Source organism: Klebsiella terrigena (assembly GCF_012029655.1).
GTDB classification, from domain to species: domain Bacteria; phylum Pseudomonadota; class Gammaproteobacteria; order Enterobacterales; family Enterobacteriaceae; genus Klebsiella; species Klebsiella terrigena.
Window position 1 is genome coordinate 2452762 of record NZ_CP050508.1, and the last position, 16745, is coordinate 2469506.

Consider the following 16745-nt stretch of genomic DNA (forward strand, 5'->3'; position numbering starts at 1 on the left):
CGGACCCTCCCGCCTCCCTTAGCCCACGTATTCCGGTTTCATGTCGTCCAGAGTGATTCGGAACTGATCGAACAGTTCTTCACCGAGGTGGCGTTTACCGGCGTTGAGGATGCTCTCTGCTTTGGCGAACAGCTCAGAGGCTTCCGGGTCACCAGGGTTTGGAAGTGAATTGATCGCGGCTTCAACCTTGTTGCGAGCATCGACCAGGTAGTAGCGCTTCACTGCCTTATTTTTCAATTCAGTGAACAGAGCAGTACCAAGCAAGGTTTTCTGTGACTCGATATCTGCACGGATAGCTTTGGCCTGATCAACGGAGCTTGCTGCATCAATACGATCGCGTATTTCGTCGGCAGCAGTATCAACGTTAGTTCCCGACTCCTGCGCACTGGCCGTAGCACCTACCGTGCTTGTGATCTCATTCAGCGTGATTTTTTCAGCCTGAGTGGGGTTTATTACCTTCTCTTCGCGCTCGTCAATTTCGTCGGCGGTATAGACCCCGAGGATCACATCTGGGCAGTACAGTCGCGCCCAACGTTTAACGGCGAGATAGGCCAGTTGCTGGCGGGGGTCAGTCGCCCACAGAGTAGAATTGCGGACTTGTGCCTGCGAAAGCATCAGGACAAGCTCGCGAGGTTCTGATTCTCCTTTGAGGGTTGCCCAGGCGCGAACGCCCACGCCAGCTTCATCTTTCAAATTCCAGCCCGGAGCGATGTACTTCTTGTTCTGGCTGCTTGTCTTCTCGACGAAGCGTCCGACGATATTTTCCCATGCGCCAAACCATTCAAAGTGAATACGGTCTTTTGTCGGAGCCATGGTGTTGATCACTGCATTAACTAGTTGCGCTTCATAACCAAGCACACCGGAGTTACCAACGATGAAAGTCTTTTGCGCTACAGCGAAAGGATCCATTCCCCAGCGCGCAGCCTGCATAACGACTGCCATGCAGGAATCAGGCTTGCCGCGGTAATGTTCAGGAACGAAATTACCGCTGTTTGCCATCACCTCAGAGATTTTCAGGAGGCGGTTGAATAATTCGCCATTCGTCAGAATAGAAATGTTGTCGATTTTCTGGGTCTGGTTGTCAGTCGTAGTCATCAAATTGGACATAGTTATTTCCCCCTTAAGCCTGTACGCGCAGCGCTTCGAGACGGCGCACATCAAAATCGTTGAGCTCTTCGGCGTAGTCTTCGGTAATTGGCGCCGGCCACTCGCCTGTGTCGAAACCGTGAGCTATGGCGCGCATCGCTTTGCGATATTCCAGCATGCCGAGTTCAAGCAGCTCTTCGGATGCCTCGATGATGGCGATCCAGTGGTAGCTCTCGTCTTTGTTGACGAAAATCCAGAAAAACTGATCGAGGGCTGCGGTTTCGCAGTACATTGCAGCGCTCAGGTGGTAGTCGCGCTCGATGATTTCCCGGTGCAGTTTGGCGCGCAGGCCTTCCTGTTTGATATTCCACATGCTGATAGTCTTCAGGTCTGCGCCAATGCGCGGGCCTCCCATGTCGATCTCAAGGTCAGGACGCACACGGATTTCCAGGCCAGTCTCTTCATCAATACCGAAATAGCTCACCTCGACGGCGCGGCTCGGGTGTGTCAGCAACTTGCCGGCGGTCGGATGATTCAACAGTGCTTTCTGAATGGCCAGCGCAGTGCTTAGCTGCTGACGGGTAACCAGCACTTTTCCTTCCGGGTTCTCGCGCCAGGCATCCAGCAATTCGTCGGCGAATACCGCATCAGCATTAACGGATTTCACAATCTGAATGAGATCCGTTTTGGTGCCGGAGACTTTCAGCGGCTGCGGCTTCTGGGCTTCCTGTGCGACCAGGTCAGGATTAATGATTGCCAGCTGTTCCAGCAATGCGTCGCGGCTGCCGCTGGTTTTAACCGGCGCGGGCAGGGTGGCGTTGTATTCTTTGATGCAGGCCTTCATTGCCGTAGCAGTATGCTTAGTCCCATTCTCGATGCGCTGGAACTCTTCCGGTAGTTGCTCATATGACGCATAGGATTCGTCAACGGATGCCCCAAGCGGGAACGGCGCGGGCAGGGTGGCGTTATGTGCATCCAGCAATGCTTTGATATCGTCACTGCTCAACAGTGCCGGCAGGGTAGCGTTGTACTCATCGATAAAGGAGCGGATCGTTGCGGTGGTGGTGAATGCACCTTCGGGGATTACGGGCTCGACGCTGAACTCTTTGTCCATGTCGTCAGGCTGCAGCGCCAGTGCATGCACAAGGTTGCCCATATCCAATACCGGGGAGCGCACTTTCTGAATGGTTTTAGATACGTGGCGTGCGTCGAAATACATCAGGGATACTCGAGCATCCTTGACCATCGTGGAGCTGGTACCGTTGGCTGCGTGATAAACCTCATTCGGCAGGCCTTCATAGCGCCCCGGTTCGAAAAACTCAGGCCACTCCACCTTTAACTCTTCAGCGGTCGCGCTGAGTTCAGGCTGTGCTTCCGCCGGGGTTACGGCATCTGTTTGCGGATCAACTGCATCAACGCTTTCGCCTGCTGATATCGCATTTTCAACTTCGATTTTGACCGGCTTAGCCGCTTCCATCTGCACATTGCTGGTGGCCTCTTCTTTGGCGTTTGTTGGGGCAGGAGAGGCCATCAGGCCTTCGATGGAGAACATGCCAGCGCCGAGATTGGCGACTTGCGGTTGTTCTGTTTTCTCCAGCACTGCTGAGACCACATTTGGATCCGTCGGGTCGCTAACGACCTCGCCAAACTCACCGTGTTCTGTGGTCGTCTGTTTATCAACATCATCGAAGGTCTTTGTATCTGCGCTTGAATGGGCGAACCCTCGGGGGGCATCATTCCATTCCGGATAACCTTTAGAGGGTTCACCATTTTCATAGATGCCATTTTCGGTAAACCAGTTGCGAACCATTGCCCGCAGTTCTGAGGTATCTTCCTCACTGTTCCATTTAATGGCTCGGGTGACCCCGAAAATGCTGTGAGCGTCGTAGTCGAGAATGTCGGTGGTTTTGCCGAGGATCTTCAGCGCTTTTACATGAATATCCTCTTTCCGGTCTACCAGATCTTTCGCTCCGATGAGCTGAGGGCGGCTAATTTTGCCCGGTTCGGCATCCGGATAAAGTTGAGCAATGGCGATCTCAATGCCAAGATTCGCCATGCTCTGAGTTACAGCACGTTTGTAGCGTGGGGATTCAGTAGTAGTTTGTGTCTCTTGCTTTTGAACCCCTGAAATACGATTCCCGCCAGCCCACTCTTTGACCAAAATGCCGCGGTCAATATGCGGGGTTTCTATCCAGACTTTCAGGAAATTAAGCAACAAGCCGAGCTCAGTCCGCTTATCTTCGGGAAAGACCTTTTTAACGGCGTCGGTTAATTTCCAGAGATTGGCTGTCGTGAGTTCGTCGATCTCAGGGATGCTTCGCGTAGCCAGCAACAGGTTCTGGATGTAGTTGTTGTCAGTATCCATTTCCAGCGCGCCGATTTGGATACGCTGCCTCTGAGTGACATGGTGAGCAACAGCGTTGCTGATGAACTGAGAGATAATGAGTTGTGGTCTGCGAAGTTTCACGACCGGATAAAGTGTATTTTGATCGTCGTCTTCAGTGATATCGGCATTACCGACGCTGGACTGACCAACCAGAACTTCACCTGTCGACGTGTCGACACCATCCACGATGACAGTCCCGTTGTCCTGTCTCTCTTCTTCCTGGTGGAATTCGTCGGCAGGAACTGCGCCCGCCTTCAACTGCCAGGTGCGCTGGTCGTCGGCGAGTTCGTAACGGTTGCACCATTCGAAATCGAGCACGCCTTCAGCCGGCAGGTCGTTAAATACCGGGAAATCGGTGCGGATCGGCTTATTGTAGTCATGACCACGACCCGTTTCGATTCCCGCATCTTCCAGGTCTACTTCGAGCTGCAGGTTAGCGCGAGCTTCAGATTTCGCGGTGCGCCAGATAACTCCGTCAGGCTTACCTGATTTTTGAGTGGCCCTTATCAGATTAAAAAATTCCATGTCGTTGCCTCGATTTTGGATGTTAGAATCCACGGGCCATTGCTAGCGCCCATTGGGTGTTCATTGGTTTTTGGTAATTTCCGGTGGAACTTTGGTCGGTGTCACCGGACGTACAGCCCGCTTCGGCGGGTTTTACGTTATGCCTCGTTGGCCATCTGGTCGTATTGGCCACACTTCTTAGAGCAATACGTTCTTTCTCGTGGCGCCAGCTGCGAGCCGTGAATGATGAGGATGGTCATTTTCACTTCAGTGCCTTCCTCGATCTGCTTGCGGCAGTAAGCGCAGTGTTTCTGCATTGTTCCTCCTACATCTGCGCCGTAAATGCGGCGGGGTGCTCTTCTAAAACGCCCTTCAGTGGATAACAATCACCCTGAACGCCTTGCTCAACGGCTGCGTCTTTACAGGCCTTCTCGCTGTCGTAAACACCGAGCAAAACATCCTGATTTCCGCCTGTTAACATGCCGACGGTGAGCATCAGCGCGAACATCGTGCTCATGACGGGTCACCTTTTTGCGCGAGCTGCGTAACGAGACGGCAGAAAAGGCGGCGGGAAAAATAGCCGGTTTTTGCGATCAGATAACATACCCTGCGAGCAAAAACCTCGCTTTGCGTCAGGCGAACAGCCTGCTGACGAGCGGGCTGGCGAGCATAATCAACCATGAAATTACCCCTACCATTGGTTTGTAAGTGGCGGCCCAAAACAGAAGGCCGATAACTACCGAAATGACCATAGAGCGAATGCCGTTTTTACTCATTTCAGCTCCTGCCTTAACGCGGCAAACGGTGCTTGCTGACTAACCATTAATCAGGCTTTGCAATGCGGCGCGGGTGCCTCCCGGTGACGGTAGCCTGTTAACAACTACTGCCGGCTGCTTCTTTTCCACCCCACCCGGGAAACAAGGCGGTACTGCTTTAACTGAGCCGCGTGCGCATAGCCGCATTCACCGCATTGCAAAGCCTGCTGATTAGTTTTTCTGTCCCTTAAGGCCGGGTAGCCGAACGTTTTTTATCGGAGCAACGCAGCGCGTTGTTGATGAAATGAGTTTAACCATTACTAAACCTTTTTGTAAAGCGATAAGTAAACTTTTTGGTGAAGTAAATGCTAAACTTTTGCTGGGATTAGATTTTTAGAGGGAAAGAACAGAGTTGGTGGCGAAAAAAAACCGCCATATTGGCGGTTTAGATATTTGATAGCTATTAAAATCACTTTCTTGAAGCGAGTAACTCTTTGAAAAGCTCGTTAAATTTGTTGTATTTAGATTCAAAATCTTTGAGTGCTTCCCGCTTTGCCGAATCAGGAAATCCGCGAAAGTACTTTATGAGTTCTTCTTCTTCTGTACTTAGTTCTAAAGCAGCAAGTTTTGCAGCTGAGTTCTCATCATCAGCGTCAAGATAGCCGGCAGGCATGCCATAGTCTTTTTCTAGACGCCTTGCAGCCCTTTCACCAAAAGAACTCCGCCCATTTATCAGTTGCGATAAATAGCTCTTCTCTTTCTCTGGTAACGACTTTTCTGAGAACCACTCTTTAAGCCGTTTTCGTCTGATATCTGATGTCGTCATATGCGCATTTTGATTAGTAATTTATAAACAAGCAAATACTTGACTTTTGGGTTTAGTAATTTATAAACTCAAGCTACATTTACGAAGGAGCATGTATGCAACTCAAAGACTATCTCAGCATGAAAAGAGGAAACGCAAAAGCTTTAGCTGTAAAGCTTGAAGTTTCAACCTCTTACTTATCGCAAATGGCCTCGGGTAACGCAGCTATTTCACCCGCTCGCGCCATTCTTATTGAGCAACTAACAGATGGGCGAGTTACCCGAGCTGATTGTTTTCCAGATGAATGGCGAAGTATTTGGCCGGAATTTGTTCCCTCGGTCGAAACGCATAACGCTGATCAAGATCAGGGTCGGGGGTAGCGCATGCATTCGCTTCACTTCCAACAGAATACCGGAGCCGGTAGTCCCAGGCTGATAAACCGCAATCAGTCCGGCGGCCATGTTACTCATGATCAAATCCGTGCGGTTATCCGAGCTTGGTCAGCGTCGCTGGATAACCAGGATGTAGTCGCTGCACTGGTCATTGAGGAATGGGAAAGGCAGGGCGGTACCGGGCTAGATTTTCCTTCGGAACTGAGTCGCAGACGTCAGAAGTTGTTCCGCTGGCTCGATGGCGAAACGGAATATGCCCGAGAAAATATCAGGCAATTAATCCCGGCGATCTTAGCCGTACTTCCTCTTGAACTTCGTCACCGACTAATACCGCAGGACGATGCTTTATCGCGTCTGGCTTCAGCTATCAAGGAGTGCGCTGAAGCAAAGCAGGCCGTGATGTTGAACGCGCCGGAGCACCAGAAATTAAAAGAGGTCAGTGAAGGGATTACTTCGTTGTTCCGGCTAATGCCTGAGCAGGCAGGCGTGCTGATGAGCATGGTCACTTCGATGCTGGGGGGCATGTGATGCGTAAGCCAAAAAAATCGAAAGCCGGACTGCGCTAACAGTGCCGACTTTCTATGCGAAAAGACTGGATCAATTCACAGGGGAAATTATGAACGCGAAACAAACCAATATCAACAACGGGGGCGCCAATGGCTAAAAATTCGAAAGACGCTTACGGCGCCAACGGCAAAACCAACGTGCTGAAATTTGAACCCGAAAAGCTGCACTTGGTAACCGATAAGGCCCACCCGCTTTACGATGAGCGTGTTCACCTACCGATTGACAAAGGGATGGTGCTGAATATCAAGAAGCTGGGTGTTCTGGAGCCGATCACTGTCTGGAAAGACCCCGAAAACGGGCTTACCTGTGTGGTTGTTGGCCGTCAGCGCGTTCGCCATACGCTGGAAGCCAATAAGCTGCTGTTGAAAGAAGGTAAAAAGCCGTTGCTTGTTCCTGGCGTCGTTAAGCGCGGGTCAGCAAAAAAAATGACCGAGTACATGGTCAGTGAAAACGAAATTCGACGGCCTGACACGCCGTTAGGTCGCGCTAAGAAAATGTCCGACGCTCTGGATCGTGGTTACGACGAGGACGATCTTGCAATGTTGTTTGGCTGTAGCGTTCAGACCGTGCGCGCCACCCTGTCTCTGCTTGATGCCACTCAGGCCGTTCGGGATGCGGTCGAATCTGGCACTGTCACCGTCTCTCAGGCGCGACAGCTGGCATCAATGAAGCCAGAAGCACAGCGGGAGAAGGTAGCAGAAATCGAAGCTGCGACCGCTGGCACTACCGGACATGAAAAAACGCGCCGGCAGCGTCAGGTTCTCGGCGACACAAAGCCGCGTCTCAAATCCCGTAAGGAAATCACCCAGGCACTTCAAACCGCAAGCGGCGAATTTGCCGCGGCTTTGCGGTGGGTGCTTGGAGATGAAAACACACCAGTTTAAGCAACAGCGGGGTCTCTATGCGTGATTACGGCAAGGTGCATACATCATTTTGGATTAGCGATGGAATGCGGCGGGTTTCTGATGATGCCCGGCTGCTTGCACTGTACCTGCTCACTGGTCAACACACGAACATGATTGGGTGTTTCCGGCTGCCTGATGGATATGTTTCGGAAGACCTTGCCTGGACTCCTGAAAGGGTTTCGAAAGGGTTTGATGAACTGTCGGCGAACGGTTTCGCAACGCGTGATTCGTCCTCGAAATGGGTTCTGATACGTAACTTTCTGGCCTGGAATTCGGTGGAGAACCCGAACCAGGGGATTGCAGCTCTGCGATTGTTTGACCAGGTACCGGACAAATCCTCGGTTAAGCCAGAGCTGGCGCGGGTCATGGCCTCGGCCATATCCCATATCAGCATCTCGAAACTAAAGGGTTCCGAAAGGGTTCTGCAACCCTTCCTTAACCAGGAACAGGAACAGGAACAGGAACAGGAACAGGAACAGGAAGAAGATAGTTCGGGGCATGGCTACGCCACCCCCCCAAGCGATCAGGGTCAGAGCGAAGGCGATAACCCTGAACAGAAAAAAACATACCCGGATGAGTTCGAACTGGTCTGGTCGATTTATCCAAAGCGTGCAGGGGGCAACAGTAAGTCCGATGCGTTCAAGGCCTGGAATGCCCGCATCAGGGATGGAACAGCTGCTGAGGAAATTTACTCAGGCGTGGAGCGCTACGCGGCTTTCGTGAAATTTGAGGGAAACCTGAACACGCAGTACGTGAAACAGGCGAAGACGTTTTTCGGTCCCGGTATGCATTTCAGCGAACCGTGGGCGATTCAGCAGGCGCCAGGCACACGAGATCCCAATCAGATTTCGGAGCCTGACAAAACCATCCCATCGGGATTCAAGGGGTAGCGATGAAAAACATTGTTGGTACCGGCAGCGCGCTGGAGCGCCTGAAACGAATTATTCCAGCGAGTGTGCAACCAAAATTCGGCACAGTCGCAGAATGGCGCGCCTGGCAAGAGTCCGAAGGGCGGAAGCGCTGCGAGGAACTGGAGCGGGAAAACCAGAAGACTCGCGCTGAGAAAATTTTTGGGCGCGCGGGTATTCAGGATCTGCACCGCAGCTGCACGTTCGCAAATTACCAGGTGAACGGCGATGGCCAGCGCCGGGCGTTAACGCTGGCAAAAAGCTACGCGCAGAACTTCGGTGACGGGTTTACCAGTTTTGTATTCAGTGGCAAGCCGGGTACCGGGAAAAATCATCTGGCCGCGGCGATCGGAAATTATCTGCTGCAGCGCGGGCATACCATTCTGGTGGTCACGATACCTGACCTGATGCTGCGGGTTCGGGAATGCTACGACACGGGAAAATCGGAAGCGGAACTACTGGACGACCTTTGCCGGGTTGATCTGCTGGTGCTGGACGAAGTGGGCATTCAGCGCGATAGCCGGAATGAGAAAGTCATTCTGAACCAGGTCATTGATCGCCGGCTTTCGTCGATGCGCCCGGTAGGGGTCCTGACCAACCTGAATTATGAATCGCTGGTGGAAACCCTCGGCGCGCGGATCCTCGACCGTCTCCAGATGGATAGCGGTATCTGGGTCAATTTCGACTGGGATAGTCACCGCAAAAATGTGCACCATTTGCGCGTTGTGAAGTGAGGAGATTATGGCTAACAAATCGCGCGAACAACAGCAGGCGAGCGTTCAGAAAATTATCGAACTGACTCTGGCGAGAGGCCGCCTGACGGTGAAAGAGGCCTGCGCCGAACTTCATATGTGTCGTGATTCCGTAGGAAAACATTTTCGTGCTGCGGCGCGTTCCGGAAAAGTCGTCCGCTATGGGCGTCTCGGGTTGTTTCGAGACCAACGAGCAACCATTGATTTTGATCTCAACAGATTTAGTTATCGTAAGAGCTCAGGAGCAGGCAAATGAGCAAACAACGTAAATGGCGCTTTGTCTTTGAAGGAGCTGAGCAGCGGGAAGGCGGTCATTATGTCGATAAGCCAGAGGCCAACAAATGACTAGAAACTTAACTGAAAAACGTATCGCTGAAATTCTCGCTCGCGCAGAAGTTTGCGACGACTCTGTTTTAACAGATTACGCTGATATAGCGTCAGCAATGCGCGAGCTACAGGAACGCCGCAAGGCTGAGCAGGACAGGGACCCACTAGCCTATACCGATGAGCGAAACATAGGCTATATCAACCAGGGTAGAGATACAGCGCATCTGTGGGGCGAGCAGAACTCAGAGCCAGCAGATGTCGCGCTCTACCGCCACGCGCAGCCAGCGCGGGTAGAGACCGAGGATTTATACAAACTCGCTAATCACATAGCCAGCAGCAAAAGCGGGCTGCCTGATGAATGGCTGGACTGGGCCAAGGAACTGGAAACTGATATTCGCCGCGCCGCCGTGCTTCAGGTAGGCAACTCTCTGGTAATTCCGGATTCTATCCGCGACGCTCTGCTCAAATCACTGGCCGCGATGGAATTCATGGGCGATACGCTGAATAACCTCGACGCTGTTTGTACCGAAGATGTTGGATTTGTAGCCCCAGCATTCGACGCGGTTCGTAGTGTGCTCGCAGCCGCCCAGCAGGAGGTGAAATAGTGGATCCTTCACGGGAATATGCCTGTGGTCGCAAAGATGATTATGAGAGAATAACCGAAGTCTTTTAGTGAATATTTATGTGTTGTAACTCAGATCTGAGCTAGCGCTCTTACGATACAGAGCTTAAGCTCAGCTGACAGGCAGCTTTGTGCCATAAGCGGACATTTTGAACTACCTAACGTTATATTTTCTCCTGATTGACGCGTGACGAAAGTTCCTGATGGCTCTCTTTTCGTTCGCTGTAGCGATCGGCAAGGTAACTGCTTTGCCCCTTGAACAGGAGAGTGATTTTAAATAACTCCTCGGCGACATCGACAATGCGGTCATACCAGGACGAAGGTTTCATTCGCCCGTTTTCATCGAATTCCTGCCAGGCTTTAGCGACTGAAGACTGGTTAGGAATAGTGAACATCCTCATCCAGCGGCCAAGAATTCGCATCTGGTTCACCGCATTAAAAGACTGCGAGCCGCCACATACCTGCATTACAGCGAGAGTTTTGCCTTGAGAAGGGCGGACCGCGCCTTCGCTTAACGGGATCCAGTCGATCTGGGCCTTCATCACCGCACTCATTGCCCCATGCCGCTCAGGAGAGCTCCACACCATTCCATCACACCATCTGACCAGTCCGCGCAGCTCTATGACTTTTGGGTGTGTATCCGGAGCATCATCCGGCAGGGGTAAACCTGAAGGATTAAACAGCCTGACTTCCGCCCCCATCGCCGTCAGCAGGCGACCCGCCTCTTCTGCTGCAAAACGACTGTACGAACGCTCTCTTACCGAGCCATACAGAATCAGAATGCGTGGAGATTCATTGAGCTGTAGGTGCTCAGCAATCTTTTTATCGAAACAATCAGCGTTCAGTGCAGGAAAGTGTTCCATTATTTCTCCTCCGGGATATTACGGTGATTTCAAAGCTAATGCATATGGTTTACCATATGTATATTCTGAAGGGAACGGAGTAATCAATGCTACAGCCTGTTCAGCTTTTTAAAATCCTGTCGGATGAAACACGTCTCGCCATTGTCATGCTTCTCCGGGAGTCCGGCGAACTATGCGTATGCGATATATGTGCGGTCACTACTGAGTCACAGCCCAAAATATCTCGCCATATGGCTATTCTGCGTGAAGCAGAGTTAGTGCTTGACCGCCGGGAAGGCAAATGGATTCACTACCGTCTGTCTCCCCACATGCCAGCGTGGGCGGCTGAGACGATCACGACGACCTGGCAATGTATGAGAGAAGATGTGGGTGAATGGCTGTCAAAATCAGCCTGTACATCATGCTGAGAATTTTGCATCACATATACATAACCATATGCAAAGGAACCTGAAATGATTTTGGCAGGGAGTATATTTATACTGACGCTGGTCCTGGTCATCTGGCAGCCCAGAGGTCTAAGCATCGGTTGGAGTGCAAGTATCGGAGCAGTGTTGGCGCTGGGAACGGGAGTTATCCACATTCATGATATCCCTGTAGTCTGGAACATCGTCTGGAACGCAACAGCGGCATTCATTGCGGTGATCATCATCAGCCTGCTGCTCGATGAGTCCGGTTTCTTTGAATGGGCCGCGCTGCATGTTTCCAGATGGGGTAACGGGCACGGCCGCCTGCTGTTTACCTGGATAGTACTGCTTGGCGCAGCTGTTGCTGCTCTGTTTGCTAACGACGGTGCCGCGCTGATACTGACGCCAATTGTGATTGCAATGCTGCTCGCACTGGGGTTCAGCCAGGCGACGACGCTGGCCTTTGTTATGGCTGCGGGATTTATTGCCGATACCGCCAGCCTGCCGCTGATAGTTTCCAACCTGGTGAATATTGTCTCGGCGGATTTCTTCGATCTGGGCTTTACGCAGTACGCCTCCGTGATGGTCCCTGTGAACCTTGCGGCCATCGCTGCAACACTGGCCATGCTCCATCTCTTCTTCCGCCGCGATATTCCGGCCAGATATGACGTTTCACTGCTCAAAACGCCTGCCAGCGCGATTAAAGATCCAGCGACGTTCAGGGCGGGCTGGGTTGTTTTACTGTTCTTGCTGACCGGTTTCTTTGTTCTGGAGCCGCTGGGGATCCCTGTAAGTGCGATAGCAGCAGTTGGGGCTGCGGTGCTTTTCGTGGTAGCAAAGCGTGGTCATGCCATAAATACCGGGAAAGTGCTGCGCGGTGCGCCCTGGCAGATAGTGATTTTCTCGCTGGGTATGTATCTGGTCGTCTACGGCCTGCGTAACGCTGGACTGACTGAGTCTCTTTCAGCCGTACTCAATATGCTGGCAGACAAAGGTTTATGGGCTGCTACGTTCGGTACCGGCTTCCTGACTGCGTTCCTGGCGTCTGTGATGAACAATATGCCGACGGTACTCATTGGCGCATTGTCTATAGACGGGAGCACTGCGTCCGGCATAGCCAGAGAGGCGATGATTTATGCCAATGTGATTGGCTGCGATTTAGGTCCTAAAATCACCCCGATAGGCAGTCTGGCAACCCTGTTATGGCTTCATGTGTTGGCACAGAAAAACATGACCATCACCTGGGGGTATTACTTCCGCACGGGCATAATCATGACTCTGCCCGTGCTGTTTGTCACTCTGGCCGCGCTGGCGTTACGGCTCTCCGTCACTTTGTAATGAGATACAGATATGAGCAACATTACCATCTATCACAATCCGGCCTGTGGGACCTCACGTAACACGCTGGAGATGATCCGTAACAGCGGTAACGAACCAACCATTATTTATTATCTCGATACTCCCCCGACTCGTGATGAACTTATCAAACTGATTTCAGATATGGGTATTGGAGTACGTGCATTGCTGCGTAAGAACGTCGAACCCTATGAGCAGTTGGGTCTTGATGAAGAGAAATTTAGTGATGAGCAGTTGATTGATTTCATGCTTCAACACCCGATCCTGATTAATCGGCCGGTAGTCGTTACGCCGCTTGGCACTCGTCTTTGCCGCCCTTCAGAAATAGTGTTGGATATTCTACCGGAAGGTCAGAAAGGAGTGTTTACCAAAGAGGATGGCGAGAAAGTCATTGACGAAATGGGGAAACGGGTTAAGTAATCTGCCCACTTCAAAATATCGGACGCCTGTTAATGCTTTGCGGGCGTCCGCTTTTCGCTCTCAGGAGACCTACAGCGTCACGTGTTTGTCTGCTGTGTGCCAGGAGCGGACTTTACTCTCTTACATTTTACGGAATGTGAGTGCGCTACAAATGTGGATCAAGGCTCCAGATACCACGAGCCAGTGACGCGTACTACTTCGATACGTCCGGCCGTAACAAAAAATAAACCTTGTCAATTCAACCCGCTACGGCGGGTTTTTTTATGCAACTACTGATAGAAAAGTTAACAATTCGTTCTCTTAAGATATTGAACATTTATCGGCATGGGTGTACTGTTTATTTATACAGTATATCGATGTCGAGGTTACTATGAGAATTGAAATCACAATCGACCGCAAGAAGGTGTTGCCAGATGGTGCTGAGCCTGCCCTTGAAGCTGAACTGCTGCGGCGGTTCAGCCAGAAGTATGAGGACTGCAAATTATCAGTACGTCGCTCCGGGGCTGATAGTCTGAGTGTTTTGGGTGGTATTGATGGCGATAGAGAAACGATAGAAGAGATTCTGCAGGAAACGTGGGAAAGCGCCGACGACTGGTTTTACTGAATTGGCTTTAGTTGGTAGCAGGCATTTTTGTCAGAGCATCGCATACAGCGTTTCCCTCAGATGCAGCTGCCAGACATCTTTTTAGTCTGAATGTAGCTCGGGGAGGGGCGATGGATATTGAAGAGGCCATTCGTATAATCAAAAAAGGTGGCGAATACCGAATAAAATGCAATGGTGACCAGGTTATCGTCCTTGAAAAGATCAGCGAAAAGCAATTTCTAGCTACCATCGAAGAGTTTGTAGAATTGTCTATTGAAGCTGGGATAATTGACCCGGCATATATAAACTTGCCATAATCAATTTGCCGCCTGAACAACGGCATCGGAGTATTGCAGCGCCACCGGAGAATCACGATGGCGCATTTGCACCTAATAAAGCAGTCACAAGGCATACTGATCCCCGCCACGCAGGAGACCAGCGAATTTCTGCAATCAAAATGCAGGCTCGGCGCCGTCCTGGAAGCCGACTATAAACTCGTCCGCAACCCGGCGTTTCATCGCCGCTACTTTGCTTTACTCAATCTCGGCTTTGACTACTGGGAACCTACCGGCGGAGCGATCTCATCCAATGAGCGCAAGCTTGTGTATGGCTACGCCAGTTTTCTAGCCGCCTATGGCGGTAACGAATCAGCCCTTCTTGATGCCGCAGAACAATACCTCGATCGCGTAGCCGAGAAACGCGCCGGCAGCATCAGCATCTGTAAATCTTTTGACGCCTATCGGACGTGGGTCATTGTCGAGGCAGGGCATTATGACGCCATACAACTGCCAGACGGAACGCTAAAAAAACATCCCCGTAGCATTTCTTTCTCCAGCATGGACGACACCGAATTCCATGAATTGTACAAGGCGTCGTTGGATGTTCTCTGGCGCTGGATACTCTCCCGTTCATTCAACAGCCAGATGGAAGTCGAGAACGCCGCAAACCAGTTACTGAGCTTCGCGGGGTGAGGACTATGAAGAAATCATGGTTCGCACATACCGAATGCACAACAGCCCAGGCAGACGAGCTGGTGGCTAAATACCGGCAGCGGGGCATCAAGGTTGAACGCAGTTTAAACCCAGACCTTATTACCTGGACCGTCAGCGCGCAGCTGGTTGAGGACAAGAACCCTCCGCGGCCGGATTCCCGCTGGCGTAATCGGATGTGGGGGTGATTATGGCAAACCTTCGCAAAGCGGCTCGTGGCCGCGAATGTACCGTGCGGATACCCGGGTACTGCAACGGCAACCCGGAAACCAGTGTTCTCGCGCATTACCGTCTGGCGGGAACGTGTGGTACCGGGTGCAAACCTGATGATACCCAAGCGGCAATAGCCTGCTGCGGGTGTCATGACCTGATCGACGGCAGAAAGAATACCACCGATTACACCTACGACGAATTGCGCCTGATGCATGCCGAAGGTGTGCTCAGGACTTTGGCCTTATGGAAAAAAGAGGGGCTACTGAAAGCATGAAACTCGAAGCATCACTCAAACACTTCAGCCCCCAGGGCACGCAAATTAGCGACAGCATGAATAAAACAGGAGCACACAACAATGCGTGATATGTACGAAGTATTAGACCGTTGGGGCGCGTGGGCTGCAGCTGACGGTAACGGCGTTGACTGGCAGCCAATCGCTGCAGGATTTAAAGGCCTACTGCCACATGGCAAAAAATCACGTCTACAGTGCGATGATGACGAAGGGATCATGATTGATGGTTGTGTTGCTCGATTGAAGAAGCACAAACCTGAAGAGTACGAGCTGATAATCGCTCACTTCGTTGTTGGCGTTTCGCTAAGAACGATTGCGAAAAAAAGAAAATGTTGTGATGGAACTATTCGCAAGGAACTTCAAATGGCTATGGGATTCATTGACGGTTGTCTAGCAATGCTTGCTCAGTGTATGGCATAAAAAATAGAATAGATTTACTGTCGACTTTTCAAAAAATGCAGGGAACTGTTTATATCCAACGTAAATAAGGCCTCCATAAAACATGGCTGATGCGAGATGTTTAACAGTTCTCATCCTATTTTTAGCTTTATCGATCAGCCTTATAATGCTACTCTTTATACTGTCTGCGCTATCTTTGATTTCTTTGTTTTCTTCAAACTTTAAATACTTATCGAAAGCAGACTCCACCCGAAAACGTAAGTTGTCGAATGTTTCATTGAATATCTCAACGGAAATGTAATTGACTCTTTTTATCATCCAAAGCCCAACGATAATTAATATTGCTTCGGTTGTTTCATTAGCCTTAACTAAGCCACCTGCTGCTATTAGCGCACCGGGAATAGTCAATGCTTTTGTCTGGTTAGATGATATAAATTCATTAATCTTACTTGTGAACTCAAGATTTTTCTCATCGAGTTCATTGAGTATTTTATTTACAGAAAACCTCTTTGTGTAAACCTCATAAAGTTCGTCATATTTTTTTCTAATGTGCTCAGTCGAGTTAAGTAAGTCAAGGAAATTAAATAGGCTATTTGCCTTAAATACTTCGTTTATAGCCGAGCGTATAACAAGTTTTCGCTCGCTTTTATGCAAGTCTTTGATTTTTATTGTGTCGAACAATTCCTTTATAATTTCATATTTAAGAGATGCGTTAGATAGGCTCTCAATTTCACTATATTGCAAAGAATGCTTAAGTTCGACTGTAAAGCTTTTGTTATCATTGGTGAAAAATAAGACAGAGCAATCGTTATTGTGATGATCGGAAATTAATGAAAGAATATCTTTCCACATAAAGAAAATATGGATTTTTTCGATGCTTTCATTTTTAGTGGCAGGGAAAATTAAAGGTGTTCCGATGATGTAATTATTCGGAAGTGAGCTTAGAGTGTTTACTCTAGACCAAAAGGACTCAATATTCTCATAAATTAAAGAATCGTTCCAGGATAAAGCTTGGCGATCCAGCCAAACTTCATTCTTTTCAATGCAATCTGTTGCCTTTTTATAACCTAATGACTGTAATAGTCTGATTATTTCAGGGCTATTTACGGTAATAATGCTTTCTTCAAGACATATGACAGTATAGGAAGCCTCTACTCTGCTTGAGGCCCCATTTAAAACCTGTGCTAGTCTTGATAAGTCATCAGCAATTGTCATTA

At 50.2% G+C, this 16745-nt stretch carries 24 protein-coding genes; 16 read left to right on the forward strand and 8 right to left on the reverse strand.

Going from position 1 to position 16745, the window contains the following annotated elements; translation table 11 throughout:
* Positions 1-18 precede the first annotated feature (18 nt).
* From HCK03_RS11535 to HCK03_RS26320, 6 genes are all read right to left on the reverse strand, one after another.
* Complete coding sequence (locus tag HCK03_RS11535; protein WP_167691601.1) at positions 19-1107, reverse strand: RecT family recombinase; 1089 nt, start codon at positions 1105-1107, stop codon at positions 19-21.
* Between the two features lie 13 nt (positions 1108-1120).
* A complete protein-coding gene (locus tag HCK03_RS11540; RefSeq protein WP_167691602.1) occupies positions 1121-3997 on the reverse strand; it encodes a RecE family exodeoxyribonuclease in 2877 nt (958 codons plus the stop codon).
* 137 nt (positions 3998-4134) lie between these two features.
* A complete protein-coding gene (locus HCK03_RS26315) occupies positions 4135-4293 on the reverse strand; it encodes a YdaE family protein (protein WP_139339430.1) in 159 nt (52 codons plus the stop codon).
* 8 nt (positions 4294-4301) lie between these two features.
* The gene (locus HCK03_RS11545) at positions 4302-4493 is read right to left on the reverse strand and encodes a DUF1482 family protein (RefSeq protein ID WP_110183679.1); all 192 of its coding nucleotides are present in this window, start codon (positions 4491-4493) and stop codon (positions 4302-4304) included.
* 115 nt (positions 4494-4608) lie between these two features.
* Positions 4609-4752 (reverse strand): hypothetical protein, encoded by a 144-nt coding sequence (locus tag HCK03_RS11550; protein ID WP_167690986.1) that lies wholly within the window; start codon positions 4750-4752, stop codon positions 4609-4611.
* A 448-nt stretch (positions 4753-5200) separates the two neighbouring features.
* On the reverse strand, positions 5201-5557 hold the full coding sequence (locus HCK03_RS26320) for a hypothetical protein (RefSeq protein ID WP_227697864.1): 357 nt from the start codon (positions 5555-5557) through the stop codon (positions 5201-5203).
* Between the two features lie 95 nt (positions 5558-5652).
* Between HCK03_RS26320 and HCK03_RS11560 the strand changes: the two genes are divergently transcribed.
* From HCK03_RS11560 to HCK03_RS26325, 7 genes are all read left to right on the forward strand, one after another.
* Positions 5653-5916: a transcriptional regulator gene (locus HCK03_RS11560; protein WP_132509875.1), complete on the forward strand. Its 264-nt coding sequence runs from the start codon at positions 5653-5655 to the stop codon at positions 5914-5916.
* 3 nt (positions 5917-5919) lie between these two features.
* Entirely contained in the window at positions 5920-6456 is a 537-nt protein-coding gene (locus HCK03_RS11565; RefSeq protein WP_167691603.1) for a toxin YdaT domain-containing protein, read from the forward strand.
* Positions 6457-6584: 128 nt separating this feature from the next.
* Positions 6585-7379, forward strand: coding sequence for a ParB/RepB/Spo0J family partition protein (locus tag HCK03_RS11570; RefSeq protein WP_167691604.1), 795 nt, complete (start codon positions 6585-6587; stop codon positions 7377-7379).
* A 17-nt stretch (positions 7380-7396) separates the two neighbouring features.
* Positions 7397-8290, forward strand: a complete 894-nt coding sequence (locus HCK03_RS11575; RefSeq protein ID WP_206110943.1) for a hypothetical protein — start codon at positions 7397-7399, stop codon at positions 8288-8290.
* A 2-nt stretch (positions 8291-8292) separates the two neighbouring features.
* Entirely contained in the window at positions 8293-9042 is a 750-nt protein-coding gene (locus HCK03_RS11580; RefSeq protein ID WP_132509884.1) for an ATP-binding protein, read from the forward strand.
* 7 nt (positions 9043-9049) lie between these two features.
* On the forward strand, positions 9050-9316 hold the full coding sequence (locus tag HCK03_RS11585; RefSeq protein ID WP_132509886.1) for a DUF977 family protein: 267 nt from the start codon (positions 9050-9052) through the stop codon (positions 9314-9316).
* A gap of 85 nt (positions 9317-9401) precedes the next feature.
* Positions 9402-9992 (forward strand): hypothetical protein, encoded by a 591-nt coding sequence (locus HCK03_RS26325; RefSeq protein ID WP_227697866.1) that lies wholly within the window; start codon positions 9402-9404, stop codon positions 9990-9992.
* A 181-nt stretch (positions 9993-10173) separates the two neighbouring features.
* Here HCK03_RS26325 and arsH read toward each other — a convergent pair whose 3' ends face one another.
* The gene (gene arsH / locus HCK03_RS11595) at positions 10174-10872 is read right to left on the reverse strand and encodes an arsenical resistance protein ArsH (protein WP_123552177.1); all 699 of its coding nucleotides are present in this window, start codon (positions 10870-10872) and stop codon (positions 10174-10176) included.
* An 86-nt stretch (positions 10873-10958) separates the two neighbouring features.
* Here arsH and HCK03_RS11600 point away from each other — a divergent pair, with 86 nt between their 5' ends.
* From HCK03_RS11600 to HCK03_RS11635, 9 genes are all read left to right on the forward strand, one after another.
* On the forward strand, positions 10959-11279 hold the full coding sequence (locus HCK03_RS11600) for a transcriptional regulator (RefSeq protein WP_064407404.1): 321 nt from the start codon (positions 10959-10961) through the stop codon (positions 11277-11279).
* A gap of 45 nt (positions 11280-11324) precedes the next feature.
* Positions 11325-12614: an arsenic transporter gene (locus HCK03_RS11605; protein WP_115192521.1), complete on the forward strand. Its 1290-nt coding sequence runs from the start codon at positions 11325-11327 to the stop codon at positions 12612-12614.
* Between the two features lie 12 nt (positions 12615-12626).
* The gene (gene arsC, locus HCK03_RS11610; protein ID WP_076946774.1) at positions 12627-13052 is read left to right on the forward strand and encodes a glutaredoxin-dependent arsenate reductase; all 426 of its coding nucleotides are present in this window, start codon (positions 12627-12629) and stop codon (positions 13050-13052) included.
* Between the two features lie 370 nt (positions 13053-13422).
* Positions 13423-13656 carry a DinI-like family protein gene (locus HCK03_RS11615; RefSeq protein WP_115192522.1) on the forward strand — a complete coding sequence of 78 codons (234 nt, stop codon included), beginning with the start codon at positions 13423-13425 and terminating at the stop codon, positions 13654-13656.
* Positions 13657-13766: 110 nt separating this feature from the next.
* Positions 13767-13952 carry a hypothetical protein gene (locus HCK03_RS11620; protein ID WP_115192523.1) on the forward strand — a complete coding sequence of 62 codons (186 nt, stop codon included), beginning with the start codon at positions 13767-13769 and terminating at the stop codon, positions 13950-13952.
* Between the two features lie 57 nt (positions 13953-14009).
* Positions 14010-14606 carry a DUF1367 family protein gene (locus HCK03_RS11625; RefSeq protein ID WP_132509890.1) on the forward strand — a complete coding sequence of 199 codons (597 nt, stop codon included), beginning with the start codon at positions 14010-14012 and terminating at the stop codon, positions 14604-14606.
* Between the two features lie 5 nt (positions 14607-14611).
* The gene (locus tag HCK03_RS26330) at positions 14612-14812 is read left to right on the forward strand and encodes a hypothetical protein (RefSeq protein ID WP_115192525.1); all 201 of its coding nucleotides are present in this window, start codon (positions 14612-14614) and stop codon (positions 14810-14812) included.
* 2 nt (positions 14813-14814) lie between these two features.
* Positions 14815-15111 (forward strand): DUF1364 domain-containing protein, encoded by a 297-nt coding sequence (locus HCK03_RS11630; RefSeq protein ID WP_115192526.1) that lies wholly within the window; start codon positions 14815-14817, stop codon positions 15109-15111.
* A gap of 81 nt (positions 15112-15192) precedes the next feature.
* Entirely contained in the window at positions 15193-15549 is a 357-nt protein-coding gene (locus tag HCK03_RS11635; RefSeq protein ID WP_115192527.1) for an antiterminator Q family protein, read from the forward strand.
* On the opposite strand, the gene HCK03_RS11640 is transcribed toward HCK03_RS11635, so the two are convergent.
* Positions 15520-16743: a hypothetical protein gene (locus HCK03_RS11640; RefSeq protein ID WP_167691605.1), complete on the reverse strand. Its 1224-nt coding sequence runs from the start codon at positions 16741-16743 to the stop codon at positions 15520-15522. The genes HCK03_RS11635 and HCK03_RS11640 overlap by 30 nt on opposite strands.
* Between the last annotated feature and the right edge of the window lie 2 nt (positions 16744-16745).

Coding starts and splice junctions, on each gene's coding strand:
- HCK03_RS11535 (WP_167691601.1), bottom strand. CDS start 1,107: ATGTCCAATTTGATGACTACGACTGACAACCAGACCCAGAAAATCGAC.
- HCK03_RS11540 (WP_167691602.1), bottom strand. CDS start 3,997: ATGGAATTTTTTAATCTGATAAGGGCCACTCAAAAATCAGGTAAGCCT.
- HCK03_RS26315 (WP_139339430.1), bottom strand. CDS start 4,293: ATGCAGAAACACTGCGCTTACTGCCGCAAGCAGATCGAGGAAGGCACT.
- HCK03_RS11545 (WP_110183679.1), bottom strand. CDS start 4,493: ATGAGCACGATGTTCGCGCTGATGCTCACCGTCGGCATGTTAACAGGC.
- HCK03_RS11550 (WP_167690986.1), bottom strand. CDS start 4,752: ATGAGTAAAAACGGCATTCGCTCTATGGTCATTTCGGTAGTTATCGGC.
- HCK03_RS26320 (WP_227697864.1), bottom strand. CDS start 5,557: ATGACGACATCAGATATCAGACGAAAACGGCTTAAAGAGTGGTTCTCA.
- HCK03_RS11560 (WP_132509875.1), top strand. CDS start 5,653: ATGCAACTCAAAGACTATCTCAGCATGAAAAGAGGAAACGCAAAAGCT.
- HCK03_RS11565 (WP_167691603.1), top strand. CDS start 5,920: ATGCATTCGCTTCACTTCCAACAGAATACCGGAGCCGGTAGTCCCAGG.
- HCK03_RS11570 (WP_167691604.1), top strand. CDS start 6,585: ATGGCTAAAAATTCGAAAGACGCTTACGGCGCCAACGGCAAAACCAAC.
- HCK03_RS11575 (WP_206110943.1), top strand. CDS start 7,397: ATGCGTGATTACGGCAAGGTGCATACATCATTTTGGATTAGCGATGGA.
- HCK03_RS11580 (WP_132509884.1), top strand. CDS start 8,293: ATGAAAAACATTGTTGGTACCGGCAGCGCGCTGGAGCGCCTGAAACGA.
- HCK03_RS11585 (WP_132509886.1), top strand. CDS start 9,050: ATGGCTAACAAATCGCGCGAACAACAGCAGGCGAGCGTTCAGAAAATT.
- HCK03_RS26325 (WP_227697866.1), top strand. CDS start 9,402: ATGACTAGAAACTTAACTGAAAAACGTATCGCTGAAATTCTCGCTCGC.
- arsH (WP_123552177.1), bottom strand. CDS start 10,872: ATGGAACACTTTCCTGCACTGAACGCTGATTGTTTCGATAAAAAGATT.
- HCK03_RS11600 (WP_064407404.1), top strand. CDS start 10,959: ATGCTACAGCCTGTTCAGCTTTTTAAAATCCTGTCGGATGAAACACGT.
- HCK03_RS11605 (WP_115192521.1), top strand. CDS start 11,325: ATGATTTTGGCAGGGAGTATATTTATACTGACGCTGGTCCTGGTCATC.
- arsC (WP_076946774.1), top strand. CDS start 12,627: ATGAGCAACATTACCATCTATCACAATCCGGCCTGTGGGACCTCACGT.
- HCK03_RS11615 (WP_115192522.1), top strand. CDS start 13,423: ATGAGAATTGAAATCACAATCGACCGCAAGAAGGTGTTGCCAGATGGT.
- HCK03_RS11620 (WP_115192523.1), top strand. CDS start 13,767: ATGGATATTGAAGAGGCCATTCGTATAATCAAAAAAGGTGGCGAATAC.
- HCK03_RS11625 (WP_132509890.1), top strand. CDS start 14,010: ATGGCGCATTTGCACCTAATAAAGCAGTCACAAGGCATACTGATCCCC.
- HCK03_RS26330 (WP_115192525.1), top strand. CDS start 14,612: ATGAAGAAATCATGGTTCGCACATACCGAATGCACAACAGCCCAGGCA.
- HCK03_RS11630 (WP_115192526.1), top strand. CDS start 14,815: ATGGCAAACCTTCGCAAAGCGGCTCGTGGCCGCGAATGTACCGTGCGG.
- HCK03_RS11635 (WP_115192527.1), top strand. CDS start 15,193: ATGCGTGATATGTACGAAGTATTAGACCGTTGGGGCGCGTGGGCTGCA.
- HCK03_RS11640 (WP_167691605.1), bottom strand. CDS start 16,743: ATGACAATTGCTGATGACTTATCAAGACTAGCACAGGTTTTAAATGGG.